This window comes from Achromobacter sp. RW408, assembly GCF_003184165.1.
GTDB lineage: Bacteria > Pseudomonadota > Gammaproteobacteria > Burkholderiales > Burkholderiaceae_B > Achromobacter > Achromobacter xylosoxidans.
Genome location: NZ_QHHO01000049.1, coordinates 4270 through 7125, shown reverse-complemented (window position 1 = coordinate 7125; position 2856 = coordinate 4270). Strand labels below are relative to the sequence as shown.

The window sequence follows — 2856 nt, the reverse complement described above, 5'->3', positions numbered from 1 at the left end:
CGCGCCGTTCGGGTTCCAGGCCGAGGACGCGGGCCAGTTGGGCGTTGTTGCCCAGGGTGGGGTGGGCGTCCAGGGGCAGGTGGTAGGCGTAGAGGTTGAGGTCGTTCTTCAGCGCCAGCGCCATGCGGGTGCGGCGGGTGCCGATGACGCGGCGGTCTTCGTTGCGCCACATCCAGCCGTGGTGGACCAGCACCGCGTCGGCGCCGCGCTCGACGGCGATGCGCAACAGGGCTTCGCTGGCGGTGACACCGGTGATAATGTGCCTGACTTCGGATCGGCCTTCCACCTGCAGACCGTTGGGGCAGTAGTCCTTGAAGCGGGCGGCTTGCAGGGTGTCGTCCAGCCACGCGGCCAGGACGTGGGAGTCCACTTTACTCATTGCTAGTCCTATCAGAATCATGCGCCGATATTGGCTGATCTTCGCTCAGGCCGTCACGGTCTGCCTGGGTATTCTATTCGTCGTCACCACCTTGCGGCCGGATCTGTTGCGCCTGGCCGGGTCGGAGGCGATGCCCGCGGCCGTGCCGCAACCGGTCATGGCGCCGGGGCGGCCGGCCATGGGGCCCGTGTCCTATGCCGACGGGGTCGCGCGGGCCGCGCCCTCGGTGGTGAATGTCTACACCACCAAGCACGTGAATGTGCCGCTGGTGCCGTTGCCCGATGATCCCATCCTGCGCCAGCTGTTCGGACAGGTGCCGGGGGTGAGCCGCCGCCAGGCCAGCACCAGCCTGGGGTCGGGCGTGGTGGTCAACCACGACGGCTACGTGCTGACCAACTACCACGTGGTGCAGGCGGCCGACGCGATCGAGGTGGCGCTGGCCGATGGGCGCAAGGACACGGCCAAGGTGGTGGGCGCGGATCCGGACACCGACCTGGCGGTGCTGAAGCTGGCCACCCTGCGCAATCTGCCGGCGGCCACGCTGGCGCCGGATCGCGGCCTGCGGGTGGGCGACGTGGTGCTGGCGATCGGCAATCCGTTCGGCGTGGGGCAGACCACCACGCAGGGGATCGTGTCGGCGCTGGGCCGCAACGGGCTGGGCCTGAACACCTACGAGAATTTCATCCAGACCGATGCCGCGATCAATCCGGGCAATTCGGGGGGCGCCCTGGTGGACGCGCAGGGCAATCTGGTGGGCATCAACACCGCGATCTATTCGGAGTCGGGCGGATCGATGGGTATCGGCTTCGCCACGCCGATCGACATTGCGCGCAAGGTGATGGACGAGATCGTCAAGACCGGCGGCGTCAAGCGCGGCTGGCTGGGGGTCGAGCCGCAGGACCTGACGCCCGAACTGGCGCGGGCGTTCCAGATGGAACGCGACGCCCGCGGCGTGATCATCGCCGGCGTGTTGCGCGACGGCCCGGCCGCCAAGGGCGGCCTGCGGGTGGGCGACATCGTGCAGACGGTGAACGGCAAGCCGATGATGGATACGTCGGGGTTGCTGGCCGCCATTGCGCAGTTGACGCCGGGCCAGCGCGCGACGCTGGGCGTGTTGCGTGGCGGCAAGGTGGCCGAGGTGACGGTGGTGGTCGGGACCCGGCCCGGATTGCCGCGCTAGGGCCTGTGCGAGGCTCCGTTCAGTGTGAACAGGCCCTAGACGGGCGGCGGGCGGCCGGATGCCCGCCGCGGCCGGCACGGCGTGTCGAGCACCAGGCGCACGACCTGCAGCACACGCTTGCGCGTGGCCTCGGGCTGGTGGCGCAACAGCGCGCAGATCTCGGCGCAGTAGGCGTCGGATTGTTCTTCTTCGCGCGGCTGGGCGGCGGCGGCCTGCGCGACCATGCCGTCGGCCAGCCACGGCACCTGCGTATCCAGGGCCCGGGCCAGCCGCTGCAGCGTGGCGCGGGTGGGCGCATAGCGTTCTTCGCGGGTGAGGATGCGGTGGATGCAGGACTGCGGCACGCCGGAAATGCGGGCGAGCTGGTTCTGGCTTTTGATGCCGCGCCACCGCATCAGGGTGCGCAGGCGTAGGGCGAGCGACATGGCTGCAATGTATGTTTGCAGCGGATGCGCGACAAGCGGAAACCGTCCGTTTATGGAATGACAAAGGGGCCCGCATCGGGGCCCCTTCATGTCCGGGCGCTGGCTCAGTGGCGTTCGGTCAGCGAGCCATCGTTGACGGCTTCGTCGGCGCCCGGCTTGGGCGTGACCATGCGCGCGCAGATCAACCCCAGTTCGTACAGCAGGCACAGCGGCACCGCCAGCATGAACTGGCTGACCACGTCGGGCGGCGTCACCACGGCGGCGATGATGAAGGCGCCGACCACCACGTAGCCGCGCGCGCTCTTGAGCTTGGACAGCTCCACCACGCCCATGCGCACCAGCAGCACCACGGCCACGGGCACTTCGAACGTGATGCCGAATGCCATGAACATGGTCATGACGAAGCTCAGGTAGGCCTCGATGTCCGGCGCCGGCGTGATCGACTGCGGCGCGAAGGTGGCGATGAAATGGAAGACGGTGCGGAACACCACGAAATAGCAGAACGCCATGCCCGCGATGAACAGCAGCGTGCTGGAGATGATCAGCGGCAGCGCCAGGCGCTTTTCGTGCTTGTAGAGGCCCGGCGCGACGAAGGCCCAGGCCTGGTACAGCACCACTGGCAGCGCCACGATGAAGGCGGCCATCATGGTGACCTTGACTGGCACCATGAAGGGCGTGATGACGCCGGTGGCGATCATGCGGGTGCCTTCGGGCAGCGAGGCCAGCATGGGCTGGGCCAGCACGTCGTAGATGGCGGACGCGCCGGGATAGATGAACAGGATGATGAACACGCCCACCACCGCGCCGACGGCGCGCAGCAGGCGGGTGCGCAGTTCGACCAGGTGGGAGATGAAGCTTTCCTGCTGGCCGTC

4 protein-coding genes are annotated in these 2856 nt (G+C 68.2%); 1 reads left to right on the top strand and 3 read right to left on the bottom strand.

Going from position 1 to position 2856, the window contains the following annotated elements; all coding sequences use genetic code 11:
* Positions 1-379, bottom strand: a 379-nt coding sequence (locus DK459_RS19545) for a Nif3-like dinuclear metal center hexameric protein (RefSeq protein ID WP_199234301.1), incomplete at its 3' end; no start/stop codon positions are given.
* A 19-nt stretch (positions 380-398) separates the two neighbouring features.
* On the opposite strand from DK459_RS19545, the gene DK459_RS19540 reads away from it, so the two are divergent.
* Positions 399-1559, top strand: coding sequence for a trypsin-like peptidase domain-containing protein (locus tag DK459_RS19540; RefSeq protein ID WP_006388045.1), 1161 nt, complete (start codon positions 399-401; stop codon positions 1557-1559).
* A gap of 35 nt (positions 1560-1594) precedes the next feature.
* Here the strand turns inward: DK459_RS19540 and DK459_RS19535 are convergent, their stop codons facing one another.
* Together DK459_RS19535 and tatC are read right to left on the bottom strand one after the other, a co-directional pair.
* Complete coding sequence (locus DK459_RS19535) at positions 1595-1984, bottom strand: helix-turn-helix domain-containing protein (RefSeq protein ID WP_006388046.1); 390 nt, start codon at positions 1982-1984, stop codon at positions 1595-1597.
* Between the two features lie 104 nt (positions 1985-2088).
* A partial coding sequence (tatC, locus tag DK459_RS19530) for a twin-arginine translocase subunit TatC (protein ID WP_110135239.1) occupies positions 2089-2856 on the bottom strand: 768 nt, incomplete at its 5' end.

What these genes read in the sequence shown, in the direction of transcription:
- DK459_RS19540 (WP_006388045.1), top strand. Translation starts at nt 399, where the DNA reads ATGCGCCGATATTGGCTGATCTTCGCTCAGGCCGTCACGGTCTGCCTG.
- DK459_RS19535 (WP_006388046.1), bottom strand. Translation starts at nt 1,984, where the DNA reads ATGTCGCTCGCCCTACGCCTGCGCACCCTGATGCGGTGGCGCGGCATC.